This window comes from Vibrio sonorensis, from assembly GCF_001854765.1.
Classification (GTDB): Bacteria; Pseudomonadota; Gammaproteobacteria; order Enterobacterales; family Vibrionaceae; genus Vibrio; species Vibrio sonorensis.
In genome coordinates this window covers 223,010-245,261 of sequence record NZ_LJJE01000112.1, presented here as the reverse complement: position 1 = coordinate 245,261, position 22,252 = coordinate 223,010, and the positions used below count along the sequence as shown (strand labels likewise).

General features: G+C 43.8%; 19 protein-coding genes and 2 pseudogenes. 13 read left to right on the top strand and 8 right to left on the bottom strand.

The window, feature by feature from the left end; translation table 11 throughout:
• Window positions 1-49: 49 nt before the first annotated feature.
• Window positions 50-1,930 (top strand): methyl-accepting chemotaxis protein, encoded by a 1,881-nt coding sequence (locus BLO31_RS21030; RefSeq protein WP_070971494.1) that lies wholly within the window; start codon window positions 50-52, stop codon window positions 1,928-1,930.
• Window positions 1,931-1,996: 66 nt separating this feature from the next.
• On the opposite strand, the gene BLO31_RS21025 is transcribed toward BLO31_RS21030, so the two are convergent.
• Window positions 1,997-4,012, bottom strand: coding sequence for a sensor histidine kinase (locus BLO31_RS21025; RefSeq protein WP_070971492.1), 2,016 nt, complete (start codon window positions 4,010-4,012; stop codon window positions 1,997-1,999).
• Entirely contained in the window at window positions 4,005-5,453 is a 1,449-nt protein-coding gene (locus BLO31_RS21020; protein WP_070971488.1) for a sigma-54-dependent transcriptional regulator, read from the bottom strand. Before BLO31_RS21020 ends, BLO31_RS21025 begins: the two co-directional genes overlap by 8 nt.
• A 245-nt stretch (window positions 5,454-5,698) precedes the next feature.
• On the opposite strand from BLO31_RS21020, the gene BLO31_RS21015 reads away from it, so the two are divergent.
• From BLO31_RS21015 to BLO31_RS20990, 6 genes and pseudogenes are all read left to right on the top strand, one after another.
• Window positions 5,699-6,517, top strand: coding sequence for an ABC transporter substrate-binding protein (locus tag BLO31_RS21015; protein ID WP_070971484.1), 819 nt, complete (start codon window positions 5,699-5,701; stop codon window positions 6,515-6,517).
• Window positions 6,518-6,520: 3 nt separating this feature from the next.
• Window positions 6,521-7,219, top strand: coding sequence for an ABC transporter permease (locus BLO31_RS21010; protein WP_070971481.1), 699 nt, complete (start codon window positions 6,521-6,523; stop codon window positions 7,217-7,219).
• A 2-nt stretch (window positions 7,220-7,221) separates the two neighbouring features.
• On the top strand, window positions 7,222-7,938 hold the full coding sequence (locus tag BLO31_RS21005) for an energy-coupling factor ABC transporter ATP-binding protein (RefSeq protein ID WP_070971478.1): 717 nt from the start codon (window positions 7,222-7,224) through the stop codon (window positions 7,936-7,938).
• Window positions 7,916-8,503: a molybdenum cofactor guanylyltransferase MobA gene (gene mobA / locus BLO31_RS21000; protein WP_070971475.1), complete on the top strand. Its 588-nt coding sequence runs from the start codon at window positions 7,916-7,918 to the stop codon at window positions 8,501-8,503. Before BLO31_RS21005 ends, mobA begins: the two co-directional genes overlap by 23 nt.
• Window positions 8,500-10,270, top strand: a pseudogene (locus tag BLO31_RS20995) (bifunctional molybdopterin-guanine dinucleotide biosynthesis adaptor protein MobB/molybdopterin molybdotransferase MoeA). The gene mobA and the pseudogene BLO31_RS20995 overlap by 4 nt, the downstream one beginning before the upstream one ends.
• Before the next feature lie 37 nt (window positions 10,271-10,307).
• A complete protein-coding gene (locus BLO31_RS20990; RefSeq protein ID WP_070971473.1) occupies window positions 10,308-10,568 on the top strand; it encodes a DUF2960 domain-containing protein in 261 nt (86 codons plus the stop codon).
• A gap of 49 nt (window positions 10,569-10,617) precedes the next feature.
• Here BLO31_RS20990 and nagK read toward each other — a convergent pair whose 3' ends face one another.
• Together nagK and BLO31_RS20980 are read right to left on the bottom strand one after the other, a co-directional pair.
• Window positions 10,618-11,529, bottom strand: coding sequence for an N-acetylglucosamine kinase (nagK, locus tag BLO31_RS20985; protein WP_070971470.1), 912 nt, complete (start codon window positions 11,527-11,529; stop codon window positions 10,618-10,620).
• A 366-nt stretch (window positions 11,530-11,895) separates the two neighbouring features.
• The gene (locus BLO31_RS20980) at window positions 11,896-12,621 is read right to left on the bottom strand and encodes a tRNA-uridine aminocarboxypropyltransferase (RefSeq protein WP_070971467.1); all 726 of its coding nucleotides are present in this window, start codon (window positions 12,619-12,621) and stop codon (window positions 11,896-11,898) included.
• A gap of 103 nt (window positions 12,622-12,724) precedes the next feature.
• Between BLO31_RS20980 and BLO31_RS20975 the strand changes: the two genes are divergently transcribed.
• Window positions 12,725-13,510 carry a sterol desaturase family protein gene (locus BLO31_RS20975; RefSeq protein ID WP_070971464.1) on the top strand — a complete coding sequence of 262 codons (786 nt, stop codon included), beginning with the start codon at window positions 12,725-12,727 and terminating at the stop codon, window positions 13,508-13,510.
• Here BLO31_RS20975 and BLO31_RS20970 read toward each other — a convergent pair whose 3' ends face one another.
• The gene (locus tag BLO31_RS20970) at window positions 13,511-15,544 is read right to left on the bottom strand and encodes a methyl-accepting chemotaxis protein (protein ID WP_070971460.1); all 2,034 of its coding nucleotides are present in this window, start codon (window positions 15,542-15,544) and stop codon (window positions 13,511-13,513) included. It lies immediately after the preceding gene.
• Between the two features lie 66 nt (window positions 15,545-15,610).
• Between BLO31_RS20970 and BLO31_RS24665 the strand changes: the two are divergent.
• Window positions 15,611-16,129 (top strand): annotated as a pseudogene (locus BLO31_RS24665) (NlpC/P60 family protein); the annotation flags it as partial.
• Window positions 16,130-16,151: 22 nt separating this feature from the next.
• Here the strand turns inward: BLO31_RS24665 and BLO31_RS20965 are convergent.
• Window positions 16,152-16,496, bottom strand: a complete 345-nt coding sequence (locus BLO31_RS20965) for a DUF3802 family protein (RefSeq protein WP_070971457.1) — start codon at window positions 16,494-16,496, stop codon at window positions 16,152-16,154.
• A 334-nt stretch (window positions 16,497-16,830) separates the two neighbouring features.
• On the opposite strand from BLO31_RS20965, the gene BLO31_RS20960 reads away from it, so the two are divergent.
• Window positions 16,831-17,697 carry a fructosamine kinase family protein gene (locus BLO31_RS20960; protein WP_070971454.1) on the top strand — a complete coding sequence of 289 codons (867 nt, stop codon included), beginning with the start codon at window positions 16,831-16,833 and terminating at the stop codon, window positions 17,695-17,697.
• Window positions 17,698-17,872: 175 nt separating this feature from the next.
• Complete coding sequence (locus tag BLO31_RS20955; RefSeq protein ID WP_070971451.1) at window positions 17,873-18,076, top strand: CPXCG motif-containing cysteine-rich protein; 204 nt, start codon at window positions 17,873-17,875, stop codon at window positions 18,074-18,076.
• A gap of 43 nt (window positions 18,077-18,119) precedes the next feature.
• Here the strand turns inward: BLO31_RS20955 and BLO31_RS20950 are convergent, their stop codons facing one another.
• Window positions 18,120-18,725, bottom strand: coding sequence for a riboflavin synthase (locus tag BLO31_RS20950; protein WP_070971668.1), 606 nt, complete (start codon window positions 18,723-18,725; stop codon window positions 18,120-18,122).
• 108 nt (window positions 18,726-18,833) lie between these two features.
• Between BLO31_RS20950 and BLO31_RS20945 the strand changes: the two genes are divergently transcribed.
• Complete coding sequence (locus tag BLO31_RS20945) at window positions 18,834-20,204, top strand: MATE family efflux transporter (RefSeq protein WP_070971448.1); 1,371 nt, start codon at window positions 18,834-18,836, stop codon at window positions 20,202-20,204.
• Window positions 20,205-20,253: 49 nt separating this feature from the next.
• Window positions 20,254-21,234: a DUF3080 domain-containing protein gene (locus BLO31_RS20940; protein WP_070971445.1), complete on the top strand. Its 981-nt coding sequence runs from the start codon at window positions 20,254-20,256 to the stop codon at window positions 21,232-21,234.
• On the opposite strand, the gene BLO31_RS20935 is transcribed toward BLO31_RS20940, so the two are convergent.
• The gene (locus tag BLO31_RS20935; RefSeq protein ID WP_084659974.1) at window positions 21,224-22,033 is read right to left on the bottom strand and encodes a hypothetical protein; all 810 of its coding nucleotides are present in this window, start codon (window positions 22,031-22,033) and stop codon (window positions 21,224-21,226) included. The two genes, BLO31_RS20940 and BLO31_RS20935, sit on opposite strands and share 11 nt — an antisense overlap.
• Window positions 22,034-22,252 lie beyond the last annotated feature (219 nt).

Sequence of the window (22,252 nt, the reverse complement as noted above, 5' to 3'; positions counted from 1 at the left end):
TAATATTTAACATTGCGTGGATTATGTCAGACTAGCTAGGGAGGTGCCCATGACAGGGACACCAGCAAAAATGGGGTTGCTCTCATCGCTATCCATTAAAGCAAAACTATGGATCATTACTGCAGTGTTGGCGCTAGGCATTGTTACTTACGCTCTATATGAGCAGTACAGCTTAAAGCAGCTTAATCAACTTCAACACATCTCTTCATTAAACCTGCAAAGTGCCAATGACTTACTTATGTTAAGGCGGCACGAGAAAGATTTCCTCGCTCGTAAACAACTCAAATACATAGATAAGTTTGATAAAAGCTATCAAACTATCTCTACTCGGGTTGGCGCGCTGAGCAATTTTTTCGCAACACTCTCTCCTGAGACAAAACGCAAAGCGGAACAGCTTTCGGAAACGCTGGCACTATATCAAGGTCAGTTTCACCAACTCGCTGGGCAAGTAGAGCGAATTGGGTTGGATTCTGAATCTGGTTTATTGGCTCAAGTAATTGTCGAAAAACAGTCGTTAACCAAGGTGGTTAAGCAACTCAATGTTAGGCCAGTGTCTGAGAGTTTTTTTGCGCTTTCAGAGAGTTTGTCGAGTTATTTGATCGCTCCTTCGTCCGCGAAACAGCAAGAGTTTGAAGCCGCATATTCGCAGCTATATGCGCTATCTCCTGTTTCCATTCACCCCCAACTAGAGTCTACCCAAAAAGTGGTCAACGAGCTGTTTGTTTCAAACCAAGAACTCGGCTTATCTGCCAATGAGGGAATGAAAGGTGCATTGAGGAGCAATGTACACCAGACAGAGCAGAGCTTTGAAGCGCTACAAGCTGATATTGATAGCTTCATCGTTGAGCAAGCGGCGAAGGTAGAAACTAAACTTCACGCGCTAGGGATTGTGTGTGCCTTAATTGTTTCTGTACTACTACTACTGGTGGGAAAAAGCATTACTCAGCGAATCATGTCTATTAATGTGCTGATGAAGGACATCGCCGAAGGAAACGGCGACTTGACTGTCAGAATTGATGCTAAAGGTAACGATGAGCTCGCTCAGTTGGCAAACTCATTTGATAAGTTCGTAAGTAAACTGCACGGCAACATCAAAGATGTCGCGAATGTGATGAGTGTGCTCGGCGAATCCTCCTGTAGTTCAGAATCGGCAGCTCAAAAGAGCATGGATAACGCTAAACAGCAAAAAGCCGAATCTGAGTCTGTTGCCACAGCGGTAAATGAATTAGTGATGACCAGTAATGAGATCACTGCAAATATTGAACATGCCGCTGAAACCGCGAACCGAGTTAAAACTGAAGCTGAAAAAGGTTTACAGCTCACCAATAGTGCCGGAGAAAGCCTGCATAGTTTGACGGAAAATATCCTTGGTTCACAAGACTTGGTGCGCAAGCTGGAAGAGCAAAGTCGAGAGATAAACAGTATTATCGTTACTATCCAAGGAATTGCAGAACAGACCAACCTATTGGCACTAAATGCTGCGATTGAAGCTGCTCGTGCTGGTGATAGCGGTCGTGGTTTTGCGGTTGTTGCAGATGAAGTGAGACAGCTCTCTTTAATGACAAACAACTCTACCCACCAAATTGAATCTACCATCACAACGTTAACGGATGGGATCGATAAGACAGTTCGGTTGATGACCAGTAGTTTGGAACAAGCGAACGATACGGATCAACTGACTAAGCAAGCTCTTGATGCGATCGGCGGTATTGTTGATCAAGTTTCTGAAATGTTTGATATGAATAGTCAAATCGCAACGGCTTCGGAAGAGCAGTCAATGGTTTCTGCGGAAATAGACCGAAATATTACTCAAATAGCTGAGTTGGCTGGCGACACTCATGAAGTTGTATCAACGTCAGTGCGTTGCAGCGAGCAAGTGGCTGATGTCAGCCACAAACTCGAAACCATAGTGGCTCAATTTAAATACTGATCCTTAAGTGTGACATTGTCACAAGTTCCACCTTTGCCAGCGTCTGCGCTGGCTTTTTTCTATTAACTATGTTGTAGCTAGCAGCTTAATCTGTGCTTTTTTAGGCAAATAGATACTGAATTTACTACCTACCCCCCATTGGGATGCGACTTTTAATTCTCCACCAGTTTGGCTAAGTATACTTTGTGAAACTGAAAGACCGAGCCCGGTTCCATTGCGTTTAGTAGTAAAGAATGGCGAAAAGATGCGTTTTAATTGCTCTTCTTTGATACCGCACCCCTGATCTTCTATATGGATTAACGCACCAATGCTCTCGCCATTTTCAATCCAATCTTCACTACTAATGGTCAAGGTGCCCTGCTCTTTCATCGCATGGATTCCATTCATTTGAAGATTGACGAGTATTTGCAGGAGCTGATGTCGGTTTATCTCGACACTCGTCTGCGCATTTAAATGGACTTCAAACTCGATTTTGCGCTTTTTAGCCCCTGTCTTTACTAAGGTCACACTCTCCTCAATGATCGGGTTGATATGTTGCCATGTGATCTCATCTTGAATACCGCCTTGTCGGCTGTATTGCAATAAACTCCTTGTGATGTTCCTGATTCGGTCGATTTGCGCGAGGATCGCTTTGATCTCTTCGTCGACGCGTTCACATTCCGAGCCTAACTCAAACTGTATCAATTCCACATTGCCGAGAATCACCGCCGTCGGGTTATTTATCTCATGGGCAATTCCGGCAGTGAGCTCGCCTAGGGCTGCCAGCTTTTCATTAACAATCAGTTTGTCACGAGTGTCATTAAGTAGTTCAATGTGGTGCTCTAATTGTTGCGTTTTGTCTTTAAGGCTAGCGGTTCGTTTTTCCACTTTGCCTTCTAATTCTATCGCCGACTTTTCCAGCTCTGTTTTTTGCTGATTTAGCAGATCTAACATATTGTCAAATTGCTTAGCCAGTTGCGCCAACTCATGTTGCTCATCAAGTCCCAACTGACCAATCCTTTGATCTTTGCCCAGTTGAACCATCTTAACAACACGGTGGATCCGTTCAATCGGCCTAAAAAGGTCTCTTGAGCCTCGATACACTGCGATTCCCGATAAAATTAGCAGTGCAATAGTAAAGACGCTGATTTCAACGATATTAGTGAGGTAAGCAGAGATAAAAGGCCAAACGAGGTAGCCGGTGTACAGCATGCCAATAACGTTCTTTTCATGGTCGACCAGAGGTTGGTATGCTGTGATGTACCATGCGTCATAGACAAAAGCTCGATTAATCCATGATTTTCCCTGACCGAGAACAGTGCGATTAACTTCACTAGATACTCTGGTTCCTATCGCTCGACCAACGCGTTCGTTACTGTCGAGTGGAACGTTTGTGCTAACGCGCAAGTCGTCCAAAAATACCGTTACCGTGCCAACCGGCCTTAGTGAGTCTTGAGAGCTGGGGTAAATCAAATCTCTTAATCGATCGACTAGCACCGTGCTGTTGTTGAGTATTAGCCCCCCGTCTAAGTAGCCAATAGTGTTGTTGTATTCATCGATAACAGGGAGTACCGTGCGACTGACCAATCCGCGATCTTCTATGCTTTGGCTATTTAAAATAGGAATTTGCGCTCTAACCGTGAGGTCTTTATCGAGTTGTCGCAACTCTTGGGGAGAAAGAACATCGAAAAAGGAGGGTTGCTTGGCGAGCTTTTCTAAACGCTCAGGATCATTGATCGCGTTAATAGGCCTATAGGTAAGGAAGTCGAGTTCATATCGCTCTTTTTGATTCTTTACCCAGGTTTGTATCTTGTGTGCTTCTTGTCGTTGCATCTGAAATTGATAGGACTCGGACAGGGAACGAATACTGCTCACTTGCTTTTCTTGGATCAGGTCAATACTGTTGTTTGCGACTTCCAAGCGCTCAGATACATCGATAAGAGCACTTTGCCATGTATAGTGAATCGACCAGTAAATTGTAATCGCAATCAGTGCCAACAAGGTGAGAAGAATGGGAGCCGAAGTCAGAAATAGAAGTCGATAGCGCACCATGGTTTTAAATCTATGGTGCCATAGACCAAGGAACGATCGATTGTTATGCATAATCGTCTTCCTCTAATTCCCACTCTTTAAATTTGCGCTCGAGTGTTTTTCTTGCAACGCCGAGATCGCGAGCAGCCGCAGACTTATTGCCGTCGTGCAGAGACACAACCTGCTGTATGTGGGATTTTTCTACTTGCTTGAGCGTCCAACTGTCGGGATAGCCCGCCTGAGGGTTACTTAGTCTTTCGGGTATTTCTGGAATTTCGGTACTGTGAGATACCGTCATAGAAATATGTGCCGGAGGCTGAGCGCCCAGCGATTCGCGCCAATAATGCGCTGGCGGTTGGCGCAGCAATAAACAACGTTCTATCAGGTTTTTAAGTTCTCGGATATTTCCCGGCCAGTCATAGTCATGCATTGCCTGAATGTCTTCGTGTGCCCATTTGGGATCTTCAATACCCAGCTCTTTCGATAGGATACGAGTAAAGTGTGGCACAAGCTCAATAAGATCTGACTTGCGCTCATTTAAAGGAGCAACATCAATTTTGAGCACATTTAATCGATAATAGAGGTCGGCTCTAAAGTTGCCTTCCTTCACTTCTTCTTGCAAGTTCCGGTTGGTTGCTGCGACTACACGTACATCGATTTGAATCTCTTTTTCTCCACCGACAGGTCGTATCGCTCTTTGCTCCAAAACCCTAAGCAGAGACGCTTGCATAGCAAGGGGCATTTCACCTATTTCATCGAGGAAAAGGGTTCCGCCGCTTGCTACGCGAAAGAGCCCTTCTCTCCCTTTCTTCGCACCAGTAAACGCCCCTGAAATATGACCAAACAGTTCGCTTTCTAAAAGTTCAGCGGCGATTGCACCGCAGTTAATCGCAACAAATGGGCCATTGCGCAAGCTAGCGTCGTGGATGCCGCGAGCAACTAGCTCTTTACCTGTACCTGATTCTCCTTCAATCAGTACCGCAGCTCGCGATGGTGCGAACTGGCTTATAAGCTGCTTAAGTTGTCTTGTTTTATCCGAGCCGCCGATAATTTCGGTAGCGACGTGGCGTTGGAACTCGTGTTGTAGGGCTTGGTAATTTCGTTCGGTCAGCTTTTTGTCCATGCAGTTGCTGACAGCCTGAAGCATTTGGTCGAGATTAAACGGTTTGAGAATAAAGTCGTTAGCACCCAGTTTAAGAGCACTGATAGCGGTTTCCAAGTCGGCATAACCCGTCATAAAAATGATATCCGGTTTGCGCTCTGGATCGTTAAAGGCTTCTTCCCACTCAATACCTGAACGGCCGGGTAAGTTGATATCAAGAATAATGAGATCGTAGTGGACCGTAACCCTAAGTTCTTCCGCTTTTTCTACGCTCTCTGCGCAGTCTACTCTTCCAAACCACTTGCTAAGGGCTTTGTTTAATATGGCCTGCATCCCCACTTCGTCGTCAACTACTAAAACAGAAAACGCTTTGTATTGTGAGGTTTTTACTGGATCAAACAATTGAGGCATGGACTTTTTCTCGTGCTAGGTGACTGGGACAGAGTGTACCAAGAAATCAAAAAGTCCCTAGTGTTTATGTGAGACATTTTGTCCTAGTTCAAATTTCGGGATTGTAACGCCATGATTTTTATATCGATTTCGATGGCATTTTTTTGGCATCGTGCTTGCTATATGCCTGTTGGAACGTATAAATGTAGTCATTCCCCTACGGTGTACGGGATGTCTAACCTAACAATAAAAAATGGACTATCTAAATGAAAAACCTAACCACTTCATTAGTGATTGCCTCTCTTTCAATCGTCAGTTATTCAGCGACGAGTGCTGAAGAAAATATGCAAGTACGCTTAGCCACTACTACTAGTACTTATCACTCCGGCTTACTCGATTACCTTTTACCTGAGTTTGAAAAAGACACTGGGTACAAAGTAAATGTGATTGCTGCAGGTACGGGTAAGTCACTCAAAATGGGTCAAAACGGCGATGTTGACTTGGTAATGACACACGCTCCAAAGGCCGAAGCGACTTTTGTCGACAAAGGCTACGGCGTACTACCGCGCAAGCTGATGTACAACGATTTTGTTATCGTTGGACCGAGCGACGATCCTGCAAAAGTAGGGCAAGAGAAAAGCGTTGCTCAAGTTTTTAAAAACATCGCAAATGCCAACGCGACTTTTGTTTCTCGTGGAGATGACTCTGGCACCCATAAAAAAGAAAAAGGTCTGTGGGCTCAAACAGAGATTGAACCTAATTTCGGCGGTTACCGATCCGTTGGACAAGGTATGGGGCCCACCCTAAACATGGCGTCAGAAATGCAGGGATATACCATGACAGATCGCGGCACTTGGTTGGCTTACCACAATAAACTATCGCTCACGGTGCTGTTCCAAGGTGACAAAAGCTTGTTTAACCCCTACCAAGTGATTCTAGTCAATCCAGAACGTTATCCGGGCATTAATTATCAAGGTGCAAAAGTATTTAGCGATTGGTTAGTGAACTCTCGCGGCCAGCAGTTAATCAACGATTTCAAGCTAAACGGCAAGCAACTGTTCGTTGCTAACGCGAACGAGAAATAGTCTATGGATCTATGGCAAACAAGCTCCGATGCTTTAGCTTTGCTAATTAGTTTTGATAGAGAGCTGTGGGAGATCGTTGCGGTCTCCTTCAGCGTTTCTTTGACGGCTATCTCCTTGGTTTTACTCCCAGCGATACTACTCTCTTTTGTCTTGGCCTATTGCGACTTTCGGGGTAAGTGGCTCTTTCTCTCTATTATTAATACCCTTCAAGCGATCCCAACCGTTGTTATCGGATTATTGCTTTACATGCTCCTATCAAGAGCTGGTCCTTTAGGTGATTGGCAAATGCTATTTACGCAAAAAGCGATGATCTTCGGACAAATGCTGATCAGTTTCCCACTACTTGTTTCCATGATGCATGGAGCATTGCAATCCAGTGACAGACGCGCGTTAGAAACTTCTATCACTCTTGGGGTTTCGATTCCGCGAGTTGCCGCCACTATGGTTTGGGAGATGCGGTTTCCACTTGTTGCAGCTGCCATTGCTGCCTTCTCACGAATCGTGACGGAAGTCGGTTGCTCAATGATGGTGGGCGGTAACATTATGGGCGTAACTCGCAATATCCCTACCGCAATTGCAATGGAAAGTCATAAAGGCGCTTTTGCTCAAGGTGTTGCGTTGGGATTCGTATTACTCTCGTTAGCCCTGTTACTCAACTTTTTGCTGACTAGCGTGCGCGGTAGAGGCTATCTGAGGACCTAATTATGACGATCCAAATTACTGCTCAGCAGCTTTCGATGCGATACAAAGAACGGGTTCTGTTTCACATTCCCAATTTGAGCATTGGACCAAACGACGCGATTTATCTCAGCGGTGATAATGGTGTAGGTAAAACTACACTACTTAAGATATTGGCAGGCCTTATTAAACCATCAACGGGTAAAGTGAATGCGAGTCACGACTCATGGCTACAAACACTCTGGGCGCGTAGAGGCCGCACAGACGTCGTCTATCTGCATCAATCGCCATACCTGTTTGATGGTTCCGTATACGACAATGTGGTTTATGGCATTAAATACGATAGTAACGATTCCAAACTACAAAGAAATAGTGTAATAACAGCGCTTAGAATGGTTGGATTAGAAACGTTAGCTGACGAACACATTTCGGTTTTATCCGGTGGAGAACGCCAGCGAGTTGCAATGGCACGAGCGTGGGTGATCAAACCTTCGATACTTCTAATGGATGAACCTAGTGCCTCTCTAGATATAGAGTCCATCAAGCGAATTGTAGTGATGGCCAAAGACTTACTCGATCGCGGCGCCAGTATCGTTATTACAAGCCATCAAAAAAATGAGTTAACTAACTTATGTCATAAACGTTGGTTAATTGAAAATGCCACACTTGTGGAATCACCACTTTTACAAGTGATTCCAGAAACAGCACATGAGCAAGAATATGTTACTTCCAACGCAAATTAGTTGGGTGATTTTAGCTGGCGGCAGAGCCAGTAGAATGAACGGTATTGATAAGGGCTTGGTCGAACTAAACGGCAAGCCTCTAATCGAACACGTATTGAGTCGGTTGGCTACGCAAACCGACCGCATTTTTATCAACGCTAATCGAAATGCAGATATCTACGGTCAATACGGTGAGGTGTTCGCGGACAACATCTCGGATTATCCCGGGCCATTAGGCGGAATTCACGCAGCCTTAAATTATTGCGATAGTGATTGGGTCGGGTTTGTTCCCTGTGATAGTCCTTTTATTTCTCTAGATCTGGTTCAACGCTTTAGCCAACAGGCAACGGACGAGTTGGATATCCTAGTTGCCCACGATGGAGAGTATCAGCAACCGGTTTTTACCCTCTACCACAAACGGGTACTTGCAAAACTTACCGCGTTTCTAGAGCGAGGCGACAGAAAGATCATCCTACTCTACAAAGAGTGCCGAACCCACTACGTCGATTTTAGTGATGACAAACCCTGTTTTATCAATCTCAATACTTTGCAAGAGCTAGAAGAATACGGAAACATCAGTTCATGAAACAGAGACTCGAAATCCCACTACTCGGTTTTGCTGCCTATTCTGGTACAGGAAAAACCACCCTACTCGAAAAACTCTTGCCCAAGCTCACTGATATGGGGCTAAGAGTTGGGGTACTTAAACACGCACATCACAACTTCGACGTCGATAAGCCCGGCAAGGACAGTTACCGTTTGAGAAAAGCCGGTGCGAGTCAAATGTTGATTTCATCAAGAAATCGTTTTGCTTTAATGACAGAAACTCCCGATAGAGAATCTGAATTTGATTATCTATTAAGTCGCTTTGACACTACACAGCTCGATATTGTGTTGGTTGAAGGATGTAAAAACATCTGCTTTCCAAAAATCGAATTGCATCGTGAAGTGGTTGGTAAACCTTGGTTGTATGCCAATGATTCAAACATCATTGCGATCGCTGCCGATTCTCGACCAGAAGGCGCCAATTGTCCGTTTATGGACATCAATAATTTGGATGCGATTGCAGCCTTTGTTCAACAATACGTGGATAAGTTTAATAACAAACCGAGCGTAACACCGACTAGCTGCGATGCACTTTCTCCTGCGTTCCTATCAGTTGCAGAAGGTGTGGAAAAAATCCTAGCTAGGATTCAGCCGATCGATGATTCGAGGACAGAAGACGTTGCATCAGCGCATAAAAAAGTATTGTTTAACGATGTAATCTCACCCATCAACGTGCCTGCATACACTAATTCAGCAATGGATGGTTACGCTATTCGCGGTGACGACATTGGCAGAGATTGCTATCAGGTAATGGCTGAGGTTAAAGCGGGATACCATTACGCTAAGCCTTTATTAAAAGGAGAAGCCGTTAAAATTATGACAGGCGCTCCGCTACCCGAGCACGCTGACACGGTAGTTATGCGTGAAGAATCGAAAAGAAATGGTGACATTGTAACGTTTTCTGGAGCAAAAATTAGATCTGGCAGAACGTCCGTAGTGCCGGAGAAGATTTGAAAAATGGTCAACTGGTGTTCGCCAAGGGAACCCGTATTGAGTCTTCTCAAATGGGTATGTTAGCCTCATTAGGACTAAAACAATGTCAAACCTATCGCAGGGTTAAAGTTGCTATTTTCTCTACCGGAGATGAAGTTCAACTACCCGGTACGACATTGAAAGAAGACTCTATATACGATTCAAATCGCTATACCCTTCACGGTATGCTCAAACAACTCGGATGCGAAATTGTCGATCTTGGGATCCTAGACGACAATGAAAAAAGCATGACTCAAGCACTTGAGAAATCCGCTAGTGATTGTGACCTTGTCATCACCTCTGGTGGTGTATCCGTTGGTGATGCCGACTTTATCAAACAAGCAATGGAGACACTTGGAAAAATTGATTTCTGGAGAATCAACATGCGTCCGGGCCGCCCTCTTGCATTCGGTCAAATTGGTTCGGTGCCATTTTTTGGATTACCCGGCAATCCCGTTGCGTCATGGTCTCCTTTATCAATTTTGTCGAGCCAGCTATTCGAAAGCTCCAAGGAGAACAAGGATGGGAAAGCACAAAAATAACCGCGGTTGCTACAGAGGATATGCGCTCTAGGCAAGGACGAACAGAATTTACACGGGGTGTGTTTACAATCGCCAATGACGGTAAATTGGTGGTAACAACGACGGGCAAGCAAGGTTCTGGAATTTTACGCTCAATGAGTGAGGCCAACTGCTTAATAGAAATACCGCCCCACATAGATACTCTAAAAGAAGGAGAAACCGTGACAATTATCCCATTACAAGGCAGAATCTAGCCAGATTTGATGACCACTAGGTTCTACAGAGAGAGTTATGGCTCGCACAATTATTTACACCTATAAGGGTGAAGAAAAAACACTGACATTTTCATACCAAGAGTTTCGATCCATTCACGAAGCGGTTGCCGATGCCGAAGGCATCGATATTTCAGATTACTTGAAAATGGAGCAGCAGATTGAAGCGGTTTCAGATACCAAAGCAGTAAGAAATTATCGCGACAACCACTTTAGAAAGCTCGGGTTTGAAAAAATAACCATGAAGCAAAAAGAAAACCGAGGCGTCGGCAAAAAATAGCACATAAAAAAGCTTGCCCTGAGCAAGCCTTTTTTGAATCTGAGGTATATCAGTCTTTGATATTCAAGAACGCTGCACCTCTTACACCACCTGAGTCGCCGTGTTTAGCCTTAACAATCTTAGGGCACTTAGCAACAGATAGTAGATGTTTAGGTACGCGTTTTGGCATCTCTTGGTAAATCAGCTCGAAGTTAGACAACCCACCACCCAAAACTACCACATGAGGGTCGTTGGCAGTGAATAGGTTTGCAAAACAGATGGCAAGTAGCTCCATAAAGCGTTCTACATGTTCAACGGCTTGAGCTTCTCCTTCGTTATACGCTCCGATGATATCAATGGCTTTCTTTTTCTCGCCAAAGTAGTGAGCGTACAGAAGTTCGAAACCGCGGCCTGACAAATAGTTGTCGATACACCCTTTGTTACCGCATCCGCAGTCCAGCATTGGTGCGTTTTCTCCTAAGTGGAGCCAAGCATCAAGTGGTAAACGCATGTGCCCCATTTCACCGGCAACGTTGTTGCGACCAGAGAACACTTTTCCTTCGTAAATAAGACCGCCGCCAAAGCCAGTACCTAAGATCAAACCCATCACGGATTCTTCGTCTTTCAGTTCGTCATCCCAAGCTTCTGACAGCGCAAAACAGTTAGCGTCGTTTTCAACTTTTACTCTTCGCCCAATGCGCGCTTCAAGATCGTGGCGCAACGGCTTACCTTTTGCCGCAGGGATGTTTACCGTAAGTACAGTGTCGTCGTCAGCGTCTTCCATACCGGGTAGACCAAGACCAATTTTACCCTCGCACCCCAGCTCTTGGTCGTATTTTGCAACTAAGCCTGCGATTGTTTCGACTAAGAGTGAATAGTCGTCTGTAGGGGTTGGTACGCGCTCTGTCGCTACGCGTTCTAACTTTTCGTTAAATGCACCAAATTCAATCTTAGTGCCACCGACATCAAAGCCGTAATACATGTGTTCTCTCCCAGATATAAAATAAGGCGGACCTTTGTACTTTCATGGCTAATCTTGCCCCCTAACCCTACTTGCAGTTCCCCTAAACAGGCAAAAGGATAAGGAACGAATAAAAATCGAGTTCGATATGTTGACGATAAGTCTTGGCGCTCCTGCAAACCCAAGCTTTCGCTTTTATTTTAGCCTCGACTTTTACCTAGAAAACGCTAGACAAGAAGTACAGTAATCCTGATCTCAAAACTCCTCGCATTATCCACATAGCCAAGCCTACGTTCCGTGACCTAGAACAGATTTATTATGGAATCGGGTGATACTTGATTAAGACGTCATCAATGAAGGGAAAATTTTTAGAGGCACTTCAAGGTTTTACCGTTCGAGTTCCAGGTAACGATGTAACGCAGGGCGCGTGTAGTCGGGCTTGATTCGTGTTTTGCTTAGCAAGTATGCCTCTCTAAACACCTCAAACCATAGGGATAACTCTTTAGAGACCGCGCTTTTGCCAAATTGCTCGAATACCATGGTGGCCACTTCTGCAGTCGCGAGATGGTTCTCACCTTCTGATTTCCTCATTATGTATTCGGACACGCGTTCAGCCGCGACTGACACGACAGGCAGTGACTGCAAATAAGGCGATTTATTGTAGATTTTTCTCGCTTCTCTCCAACTGCCATCGATCAGTACAAAAAGCGGCTTTTTGTCTGCTAACGGTAAATCAGATGGATGAGTCACGATGCGGTCTTTGTTTTCTATGTACTGCTCTGGAAAAACCAGTATAGGGCACATATTCTCATCATTGAGTAAGTCGAGCATACTCGGTTGTGGTTCTGTACGATGCCATTGGTAGACGTGAGTATCTTCCACTATGTCGGCGATTAGTCGTCCGGTGTTACTCGGCTTTAAAACTTCATTACCAGATACGATTAGCAAAACAGAAAAGTCAGACTGAGAGGGTTTCAAAAATTCGCATATACAGTGTGAAAGGCTCACACAACACAACTGACAACGCTCAACTTTACTTCCTCTTGCATTGAAAGGTTTGGTTGAAATAGCCTGTCTATGTTGAATAAGCTTGTGAAACTGGTGAATGCGCATCGTTTGTGTTTCTCAGTTAACTGGGGCCACGATTTTACTGGGCTGGAGTCTTTTATCAATTATTATTTCGCATACGCTTTTGGCAAAAGTAAGGTAGTCAGTTATGGACCCTAATTCTGCACGTTTGAGTATTTTTATCTCAGTCTTGGTCCTTTGTGCGCTCTGGGAGTGGGCTACGCCCCGCAAGCGGCTAACACAAAATAAGGTTTATCGCTGGTTAAATAACTTAGGTTTGGTTGCTTTTAACTCGGTGTTGCTTACATTGGCAATGCCTGTTTTAGCTTTTGAAACTGCTTATTGGGCGATGCAAAATCATATTGGGATTTTTTATTGGCTTGCTCTTCCGACTTGGGTAGAAGTAGTGCTGGGTGTCGTATTACTCGATTTAGCGATATATATTCAACACCTTATTTTTCATAGGCTTCCTTGGCTTTGGCGATTACACCGTATGCATCACGCCGACCAAGATATTGATGTGACCACTGGCGCTCGTTTTCACCCAATTGAAATCCTTATTTCTATGTGGATTAAGATAGGTGTCGTGATAGCGCTCGGTGTCTCACCACTGACTGTATTACTTTTTGAAATACTACTAAACGCCAGCGCCATGTTTAATCACAGTAACGCTTATCTGTCCTTGAACCTTGATAAATGGCTGCGAAAAATCGTTGTAACTCCAGATATGCATCGCGTTCATCACTCTCAGATAACGCGAGAAACCCATTCAAATTTCGGTTTCTGTTTATCGGTCTGGGATCGCTGGTTTGGTACTTACATTGCCCAACCGGAAAAGGGACACGACAAAGTAAAAATTGGCATTGATCGGTTTAAGGGAAGAAAGGAACAGAGGCTGGACCAAATGATGACCCAGCCATTCAGAGAGAAATAATTAGACTTGGTTGAGACGGTATTTTTGTAACATACCATTTTGCTCTAACGCGATCTGCGCGACTTCTTCTGAAGTATCGACTAATGCATTTAGTTGAGTTCGCGTTTGCTGACTTTGCTCTTGAACTTTGGTGATCGCCTGAGTGAAGTCTGCAGTAGAAGTTTCCTGCTGTTCCGTTGCTACGGAAATTTCGCCAATCCGCTCACCTATCTCATTGACCGCTTTTTCGATAGCGTGGAAGGTGGCTTTAACATCATTACTCGATTGGATCGCCATATCCATCTCTTTACGCGTTTCAACAACCGCTTCTCTAGATTGTTCCGCTGCGGATATCAAACCTTGCATGCGTTCGCGTATTTGATTGGTTTGATCTGAGGTATCACTGGCTAATTTGCGGACTTCATCTGCAACCACTGCAAAACCTCTACCCTGTTCACCTGCTCTTGCTGCTTCAATCGCCGCGTTAAGTGCGAGTAGATTGGTATTATCAGCGATACCTGCAATCAAATCGACCATTTGGCTAATCTGCCCTACGCGTTCATCAAGTTCGCTCATTGTTTTTTCGTTAAGATCGAGCGTTTGTTGTAGAGACATTAAAGTGGTTTGGTTTTCATCTATGGCGCCCACCCCGTGGCTACACCTCTCAATCGCATTGTTTGAATCATTAAAAGAGTCGTAGGTAATCTTAGAGATTTCACCGATCGATTCTTCTAATTCTCTAACCGTGGTAACCATTTTGGTTAAAGCGTTGTGTTGTTCATTGATACCATGGTGTGAAAGATTGGCTGCTCTTGACCCTTTCTGGGCCACTTTGTTTAAGCTTTCGCTGTTGTCTCGCACGACAATGAGTGAATTTCTGGTCGAAACGATCACCTGATTAATGAGTGACGCGACATCTTTTAACTCATTTGGCCCACGTAAAGTCATATAAGATGCGAAGTTGTGTTCGGTAAGTCGATTTAGGTGCTTAGATACGTTTGATAGTCCGCGATTAACCCAAGCGCGCATGGAAATCCAAAACGCGACGATCAAAACAACCAGACTTACACTACCGATAATCTGGTAGGATCGTATATCACTGATGGTATGGTTGACGACTGATTTTCGGTCTTGAACCATTTCGTGCGAATGTTCGGCCAGTACGTTTAGTAGCTCTATGGTATTGTTTGCTTCTACACCAGTTGACGTTACAAGGTCACGTTGCTGCTCGTATAGAGCGAGCTTAGCAAGAATTTGCTGAACAACACCGTCTTTTTTGAACCCTTCTCTAACCATATCATAGGGTGCGATAAGGCTAGAAAACTCGATGACGTCAGGATGCCATTCTTTAAAATCGTCAAAGGCGAGTTCTATGCCTGCAATACGATTTCTCATTTCGCGATATTCATTTTTGGCTTTCTCAATGTCGTTTTGCATCATCAACATCAAAAATGTGCTTTCCATCGAACTAGCACTAGCGATAAATCGGTTGGCGGCATCAGAGGATTCAGGGTTGTCCACGGCTAAGAATGAGCTGATGCGATTCATTTCCGGCCCTATGGAACTCAAACCGTATCTAAATCCTGTAATTTCGGTATCAATGCGCGACTGCATTTCGATCAATTGTCTCTGATTATTCAATACCGACAAGCTATCTTGGCGAAGTTTTTCTACATGTGAACGAAGTAATTTCGCCTCTTGTTCATTTATGGCGCTGTCGAACTGTCCACTTAACGCGAAGGCCTGTTCCATTAGATGAGTAGACTGTTTGAGATTAGTTTCAATTTGGTGGCTATAAATGTCGAGATCATCCAACGATTTGGTTTGTGCAGCGTAGCTAATCTGCTTTACTTGCGACAAAATCGATTGGGTTAAGTCCGCATTGTTCATCGCCAGTGGGAGCGCCCTTTCAGAAAGGTCTTCAAACTCTTGACCAATCTGTGCTAGCCCTCGTAAGCTGGTAAAGGAAAGAAGCGTGACTAAAACAGTAATGGTGATAAACACGGCACTAATCGACTGTATTAGCGATAAACTGGGCTTGAGCTTCGGCGTCATGACAACCTACATCTAGTAAAAAAGTTTAATTTGAGGAAAAGTTTATGTACGGAGTGTTACAGCAAAATGTCAGTTAGAACCAAGTTCACGTATCCAGCAAAAAGTTCGGCGAGATTAACAATTTTGTTGTTAGTGCTTGTTTTTACAGGATGTAGTCATAATTCTGAAACAAACAGCGGGCACTACGCTTCTTTAGCCCAATCCCTTAGGCTTAACTCGGATTCTCACGTGACTGACAAGTTTCTAGACGTATTTGATGACTGGAAAGGCGCGCCTTATCGCTTAGGTGGAAATGATAGAAATGGCGTAGATTGCTCCGCCTTTGTACAAATTGCTTATCGCGATGCGGTTAGAATTGATTTACCCCGAACCACATTACACCAAGTAAAACGCGGTCAGGAAGTGAGCTACAGTGAGGCAAGCGCTGGTGATTTGGTATTTTTTAAAACGTCACCAAAAGTACGCCATGTAGGAGTTTATTTGGGTGATAAGCAGTTTATGCATGCTTCCACTTCAAAAGGCGTCATTATCTCGCGGATAGACAATCCTTATTGGGCGAGCAAATTTTGGCAGTTTAGGCGGGTAGCGAGTACCCACCATTATCGTATTAGTCGTACTTCGCAACGGCAGTATCAAAAAGATTTTTTACCAAGGCGATATATTCATCAAGGAAGATAATTTGGTCATTTGTTGCTGGGTGGGCCCAAACACCGGCCAACACCTCCCCTAAGTCTTCCACCACTGAATCCGCTTCTTTCAGTAATTGAAAACGCACACTAGAGTGTAGTTCTGGGTTTTGCTCGAATATCGCCATGATATTACTCGCCACCATATCAGTAACTACGTCTTCGACACTTTCTTTACCCGTGTCTCCACTACTTGCAGTGAAAACGTCAAGGTTAAAGGCTAAGTGTTCTATTAAAGCAAGATAACCATCGGTTTCAACAACCACAGTCACTCCCCATATTTATACAAGCAAAAAGAATACACCATTAATACTAAGACATATCAAGAACATTACACAACTTATCTATGTTCAATCGGTGAAATTTTCTGCGTAATCATCACACTACTGAACTATATGTCAGTAAATAATCGATTGCGGCATAGTTTTCGCGTTGCGCGCCAATGGGCTACGCTGTGTACTTTAACGATAGAGATCACAAATTCCTTTGTATCAAACTCATTTCTGATACAAATCGTTGAATTCTTTGCGTTCTAGTCCAGAAAACAATCAAGTTCTGACCTAGACTAACTATGTGTGAAAGTTGATAGGTGAGAAAACTATGTGGCAGTCAATCGCGAAACAACTCTCAGAGACATTGCTTTTTAACTTTGAAATAAAGGAAAAACTCCGGGTTTCCGGGGGTGATATTAATGAATGTTATATGATCAGTGATGGAGAGCAGCGCTATTTTGTAAAGACGAATGACCGCACATTCTTACCTAAGTTTGAACTAGAAGGCGAGAGCATTAAGGCGTTGCGACAAAGTTCCACTGTTTTCGTCCCAGAGCTTGTACACGTCGGTCAAACAAAAGAAGCCTCTTTTCTCATCCTCAATTATTTACCGACTAAACCCCTTGATGATGCCAAAAATAGTTTTGAGTTTGGCAAGCAGCTCGCACAACTACACAACTGGGGCGAGCAAAAAGAGTACGGTTTCGATCAGGACAATTATATTGGAGAAACGCTTCAACCCAACCCTTGGCACAAAAAATGGGGACGTTTTTTCTCTGAGCAAAGGATCGGTTGGCAGTTACAGCTGGTTAGAGAAAAAGGCGTAGACTTGGTCGACATCGCTGATTTTACTCGGTTAGTTCACGACCGTCTTGCGCATCACAACCCCTCTCCTTCATTGTTACACGGCGATCTATGGCACGGAAATGTGGCTAACAGTGCATTTGGGCCTATTTGCTACGATCCTGCCAGTTATTGGGGTGATCGAGAATGTGATATTGCAATGACCGAACTTTTCGGAGGTTTTCAACCAGAGTTTTACCAAGGTTATGAAAGTGTATCTCCTTTGAGCTTCTCGTACGGTGAACGAAAGGATATCTACAATCTCTACCACATTCTAAATCACTACAATCAGTTTGGCGGCCACTACCTAGACGAAGCCCAGTCGCTAATAAACAAAATCCTCTCTTATTGATAACCTTGCGTGAGAAGCATTGGCATTTCTGATGTTTCTCACCGCTTTATACCCTCGCCCATATTGAATTCAAGGTAATATCAGGCAACCGTCAAAGTTTGCACTTAATTTCCGTCTATTAGTAACTTCACAGCATATTATTTACTTAACTCGTCGAAGAAGTAAGGAAGGAAATATGCGAGAATATACCGAAAAAACAGTTGGTTGCCCGCATTGCGGTCATTCCATTCGCATCACTTTAGATGCGTCTAACGGTAGCCAAGAGTTTTATGATGATTGTCCCGCTTGCTGCCACGCTATTCACCTCAATATGATGGTGGACGAACAAGCCGACAAAATAGAACTGGTGGTCGACGCCGACGATGAGCAAATATTTTGAACCGAAAAGCGTCCTAAAGGACGCTTTTTAGTTTTTGCTTGTTTTATTGATTGGCAAGAACTCTTTCTACCGTATCGACAATAGTTTGGGTCTGTGGATCGTATTCAATATTAACCCACTCTCCTTCTTTTCTCTTACCAAACAAGGTTCGCGTAAGGGTCTCAGGAATAAGGTGTACTGCGAACGAATTTCCTTCGATATCACCGATAGTCAAAGAGCAGCCATCAATTCCAATGTACCCCTTGTCCAAAACGTATTTCATTTTATCTTCAGGTATTTCAAACCAAACACTTCGGTTATTTTCTGAATCGACTACTTTGCTTATCTTGGCTTGGTGGCTGATATGGCCAGACATACTATGGCCACCAATTTCATCGCCAAATTTAGCTGCTCTCTCTACATTGACCCTATCTCCTACCTTCAACGCACCCAAATTGGTTCGTTTTAGGGTTGCCTGCATCAAATCAAACTTAACCTCATTCCCTTCGATTTTAGTGACCGTAAGACAACAGCCGTTGTGAGCAACGGAAGCTCCAATATTAAGTCCTTCAATCAGTGAACTGTCTAACTCAAGTGTATGAGTCTGAAATTCTTCTTTTGAGTCTATGGCAACAACTTGTGCTGTCCCTTGAACAATACCTGTGAACATCATCAAATCCAATTTTGTATGGTGAAAACAGCGAGATCCCTTTATCATATGGAACCGCTCGCCTAAGACTAGCGTCTATTTAAATCGCGCAATTATGGAGTTCTTATTGTGCATCGTTACAAAAAAGAAGCAAACCAATTAATTAAACTCGCAACGCCTGTACTTATTGCATCTGTAGCTCAAACAGGTATGGGATTTGTCGATACTGTAATGGCAGGTGGAGTCAGTGCCACCGATATGGCTGCAGTCTCAATAGCATCGAGCATTTGGCTACCAACAATACTGTTTGGCATCGGACTTTTAATGGCTTTAGTCCCTGTCGTGGCGCAGCTTAACGGCGCAGGTAGACAACACAAAATACCCTTTGAAATTCACCAAGGAATTGCGCTGGCATTGCTGGTTTCCGTTCCTACGATTGCGGTGTTGATGCAAACTCAACACATTTTAAATCTATTGTCCGTCGAAGCTTTGATGGCTGAAAAAACCAATGGTTATATGCATGCAGTGATGTTTGCAGTACCAGCATTTCTGCTTTTTCAAGCATTGAGAAGTTTTACTGATGGTATGTCGCTGACTAAACCAGCGATGGTAATTGGCTTTATTGGATTGCTATTTAATATACCTCTCAACTGGATTTTTGTTTACGGTAAGTTTGGGGCACCTGCATTAGGTGGCGTTGGGTGTGGTGTGGCAACTACAATAGTGTATTGGTTGATGTTCGCCTTTCTTTTCGCTTACGTTCTCACCTCCCCTAGGCTGGCGCATATAGCACTGTTTAAACAATTTCATAAACCAGAGCTCAAAGCGCTGGTTCGCCTGTTTAAACTCGGCTTTCCCGTCGCCGCTGCACTATTTTTTGAAGTAACACTGTTTGCTGTTGTCGCTCTTCTTGTCGCACCACTTGGACCAATTATTGTCGCTGCGCATCAAGTCGCCATCAACTTCTCCAGTTTGGTTTTCATGTTGCCGATGAGTATTGGTGCAGCGGTCAGTATTCGCGTTGGACACAAACTTGGCGAAAACCAAGTCGAAGGTGCGGCGATTGCCTCACGTGTTGGTCTTATCGTGGCACTTTTGATGTCTGTTTTCACTGCAACATTAACCTTGTTGTTTAGAGAACAAGTTGCCTTGCTGTATACCGATAATAAAGCGGTAATTGAAATCGCGTTACAGCTGCTTCTCCTAGCGGCGGTTTACCAGTTTACCGACGCAATTCAAGTGGTTGCGGCCGGAGCATTAAGAGGTTACAAAGACATGTCTTCAATCTTTAATAGAACCTTTATCGCATACTGGATACTGGGCCTACCGACTGGTTATATCTTGGGAATGACAAATTGGATTGTTGAACCAATGGGCGCTCACGGTTTCTGGATAGGTTTCATTGTTGGTCTTTCCTCTGCAGCGTTACTACTTGGACAGCGCCTACACTGGATGCACAAGCAGTCTGATCAAGTACAACTTGAATTTGCAAGCCGATAAAAAGATTGTTTCACTGAGCTAATCTTAAATATCTGCGTATAATTTCTTTATGAAAATTGCGCTTTTCCCCTCTCTATTTGTTTTGTTACAAGCAGCCTTACTACAAGGCTGCTTCTCCCCTAGTGAGTCGACACAATTTCAATCTTATCTAGACCGAGTTTCTCGTGTACTAGAGATCCCTTCTGTTGATATAGGGGATGGTTCTGAAATCGTTCTCCCGAGCAAACGAGAGCTCACTATCGAACCTGAGACTATAACTCTTGGTCTACTTGAAAGTTATGAACTGCGCAAATGCGGTTTGTTTAATCTGATTGCGGAAAGAAATTCGATTTTAGGAAAAGTACAAGACCCATTTAGAGAACTCGATTTTCAAGTGGCTTTGTTGAACGGCTTGAATCGCTGTAAAACATCCCATGAAATCTCTGAAATGCTCTCTAAAAAGCTTACAGAAATAGAGTCCATCAAGTATCAGCAGTTACCTATCTATGTTAGTAACACTATTTTTTCTAGTGATGCATTTCGCTCTCAACTCGGCACTCAAACGTGGATTTCTCCAAACATTACTTCACTCGATAGTGAGCTCACTGCAAGCCTAGCGACGCTTCAATCCGTTCTTTCTGGGCAAATGGAAAGCATAACGCCCTATCAGGAAGTCATAGAAAAAAAAGTAGTGCTGGGGCCTCTGCTCTTTTCGATGAGAAGCGCTTCAGAGAGTTTGGCAACCGTAACCGCAGCATTAAAGTTTGCCGATGGAAAAGTAGTGTGTGAAAAAGGCCGCGATAAAACGCAGTTCAACTACTTAAAGAATATCTTTCAGAGCCAGTATGTTGAAAAAATCCAACCTTATTTAGCAAACCTAGACGGTCTCTACTTACAAGTTGCCCCTTATACACAGCTCTTCCACCTTGCTAACGATAAGTACACTTATCCGCTTGCCAATGTTCACGGCGAGTTTCGCGCTTCGATCAAGGAGCACGTGGAGTATTGGCAAGCATTGTTTAAACGTTGCGGGCACTCTCCTAGCCGCTAGCCTTCGATGTTAACCTAACAAATAGAGGTGTACCGTCGGCGCTTTTGCCATTAAATCGGTAAGTTATTGCGTCGCCAAGTTTGGGCGGATTCACTTTTTGCTCCTCAGAGAGCCCTGCGCCAATGTAAAAATGGTGGCCACCAAGTGTTTCAACAAGCAAAGCGAGTAAAGAGCCTTTGTCGTCTGAGGTATCGACTTTATAACCGACAACTATGGCTCTCGCCTCTGTGCAGGCATCGATGTCGAGATAACTACCACCACTTCCTGCTTGATAACGCAGTGTTACCTTGCGCAAACCTTTTTTAGTTACCTTGTTTGGGTCTACTTTGTCTAAATAGTTGAGTAGCTCTTGTTCGCTTTTTAAAGGCCAATGATATAAATAGCTGATGTGGTCCTTGCGCAACCCACGAACCAAATAGACCAAGTTAAAATAGCGCTTTTCAAATGTACCTGCGTTATCAGGGAGATCAAACGCAAAAATTTTGCTTTCATGCCAATCTATCTCTGTGTCATCAACCTGCTGATATTTAACTTTCAAAATGGCAGAAATCGGCGTTTTGGGTAGCCCCTCTGTAAACCACTTTGGAGCTGCGATAATTCGCCCATCTGATTTAATTAACCTTTCTCCATTCCAAAGAACGCGTTTGCCTTTGATTTTTTCACTAATCCAATAGTGGCGAAAATCTAGGGGCTCGTAACTCAAATTAGGCGTCGCTAAATCAGACTTACTTGGATCGTGATGCGCAATAATTGGCAAAGCCAATAGCGCTAACAGTAATGGAATAAGAGTTTTGTACATTTTGCATCCACTTTTTCAATCAGTTTTCAGTATTCAATACGCATAACTAATAGTTCAAAGCGAAGAGTGTAACAATTAGAGATGGATCATCCTTCGTCTCTTAAAAAAGAGAAATCCCTTGCATAATCAATATAAAAATCTGTCATTCATTACGATTCTCAAAATGAGAAATGTAACTAGTGGTTTCCATATGTTGTTGAATTTTAACAGTTAAATATT